Source organism: Streptococcus sp. 2021WUSS109 (genome assembly GCF_044427305.1).
In the GTDB taxonomy this organism is placed as follows: Bacteria; Bacillota; Bacilli; order Lactobacillales; family Streptococcaceae; genus Streptococcus; species Streptococcus suis.
The window spans coordinates 1-2273 of sequence record NZ_JAOTGF010000048.1; the positions used below are offsets into that span (position 1 = coordinate 1).

Annotated in this window: 2 protein-coding genes; both read left to right on the forward strand. The window is 38.6% G+C overall.

Annotated features, from left to right (window positions below):
- Window positions 1–309: 309 nt before the first annotated feature.
- Complete coding sequence (locus ODU37_RS10615; protein WP_011922635.1) at window positions 310–1191, forward strand: class II fructose-bisphosphate aldolase; 882 nt, start codon at window positions 310–312, stop codon at window positions 1189–1191.
- A 392-nt stretch (window positions 1192–1583) separates the two neighbouring features.
- Window positions 1584–1772, forward strand: a complete 189-nt coding sequence (gene rpmB / locus ODU37_RS10620; RefSeq protein ID WP_001140948.1) for a 50S ribosomal protein L28 — start codon at window positions 1584–1586, stop codon at window positions 1770–1772.
- Window positions 1773–2273: the final 501 nt, after the last annotated feature.

A 2273-nucleotide genomic window follows, 5' to 3' on the forward strand; every position in this document is an offset into this window, starting at 1 on the left:
GGAATTGGCAGACGCGCAGGACTAAGGATCCTGTGACCGCTTTAGGTCGTGTGGGTTCAAGTCCCACTCTCCGCATAGTGGACTAGCTAAGGCTAGTCCTTTTGCTTTGTCTAGATAAGTGCAGAGCACGATATATGCTAGTTCATAAATTACAAGAATGATACGAAACAGGCATTATTACGGCTTTCATGAAAAGATATGTGAAAGTTTTCTCAAAACTAGACGGTTTCAACTAGCATTTTCAAAATAAAAATGGTAGAATAGAAGAGTATGAGGTGCAACCTCAAAAAATATTAGGAGGCTATCGAAATGCCATTAGTTTCAGCAGAAAAATTTGTCCAAGCAGCGCGTGACAACGGTTATGCAGTTGGTGGATTTAACACAAACAACCTTGAGTGGACTCAAGCTATCTTGCGTGCAGCAGAAGCAAAACAAGCTCCAGTTCTTATCCAAACTTCTATGGGTGCAGCTAAGTACATGGGTGGTTACAAAGTAGCTCGTAACTTGATTGCAAACTTGATTGAATCAATGAACATTACAGTTCCAGTTGCTATTCACCTTGACCACGGTCACTACGAAGATGCACTTGAATGTATCGAAGTTGGTTACACTTCTATCATGTTTGACGGTTCACACCTTCCAGTAGAAGAAAACCTTGCAAAAGCAAAAGAAGTTGTAGAATTGGCACACGCTAAAGGTATCTCAGTTGAAGCTGAAGTTGGTACTATCGGTGGTGAAGAAGATGGTATCGTAGGTAGCGGTGAATTGGCTCCAATTGAAGACGCAGTAGCAATGGTTGCAACTGGTATTGACTTCTTGGCAGCAGGTATCGGTAACATCCACGGTCCATACCCAGCAAACTGGGAAGGTCTTGACCTTGACCACTTGCGTAAATTAACTGAAGCTGTACCAGGTTTCCCAATCGTATTGCACGGTGGTTCAGGTATTCCAGATGCACAAATCCAAGAAGCAATCAAATTGGGTGTTGCTAAAGTTAACGTAAACACTGAGTGCCAAATCGCATTTGCAAACGCAACTCGTAAGTTTGCAGCGGCTTATGAAGCAAACGAAGCAGAATACGATAAGAAAAAACTCTTTGACCCACGTAAATTCTTGGCAGACGGCGTGAAAGCTATCCAAGCATCTGTTGAAGAGCGTATCGACGTATTCGGTTCAGCGAACAAAGCTTAATGTAACTGCGAAGAAATCTCAGATTTCAAGCAAACAAAGCATATGTTTCTTAGATTAAATCAAAAAGGATTTTCTTTCGAGAATCCTTTTTATTATAATAGTTGATTAAGTTTGATCTAGTTCTTTGCCATGAAGAAATCTACGATAGAAGTGAGCAGAGAACAGTTAAAATATAAACCGCTCCAAAGTTTTCATGACTGTAATAACTTAGAGAACGAAGAATTATGGATGGGGCGCAAACTGTAGTATTAAAATATTTACCTATGAGTATAGATACTTTAAAAAATAAAAATGAAAATAATTCTTGCCAAGTCCAATCTTTTCTGTTAGAATAGTAAGGTATGTGGTGCTAGCACATCCGATATATTTGATCAAATGAGGAGGAAGATACAATGGCTAAAGTATGTTATTTCACTGGTCGTAAGACTGTATCAGGTAACAACCGTTCACACGCTATGAACCAAACTAAACGCGCAGTTAAACCAAACCTTCAAAAAGTAACTGTTTTGATTGATGGTAAACCTAAAAAAGTTTGGGCTTCAGCACGTGCACTAAAATCAGGCAAAGTTGAACGCGTATAATAACAAAGTCGTTAGAAAAATCTAGCGACTTTTGTTTTTTTTGGAAAAAATAGCCTAGTTATAAAGTCGATGAGGAGCAAATTCGGCCACTACATAATAAACAGGAAAGAATATCAACTACATAACTCTTCACAATGCTGTTGAAAAGTAGCTAACAAGAAGAAATGTTGTCAAAAATGAACTGTGTATTGATGTGGGAGATTTTTCCAAGGTCGAACATTTAAACTTGGATTGACATTAGGAGTTGTACGAGAGAGCATATCCGTACGGGTTCTACAAGAAGGGAATCACGAAATGGAAGAATAGAGAGTGTTTAAAAAATAGAACTTTCAGTGTAAAAAAACAAAAAACTGGTTGACAATGTGTATAAGTCGTGATAGAATAAATGAGTTGTCTCTTGAGGGGCTAGTCAGTAGCGGAATGAAAAAAAGTTTCGAAAAAGTGTTGACAAGTTCAGTAGAAGATGATAGAATGATTGAGTTGTCTCTTGAGGGACTAGTC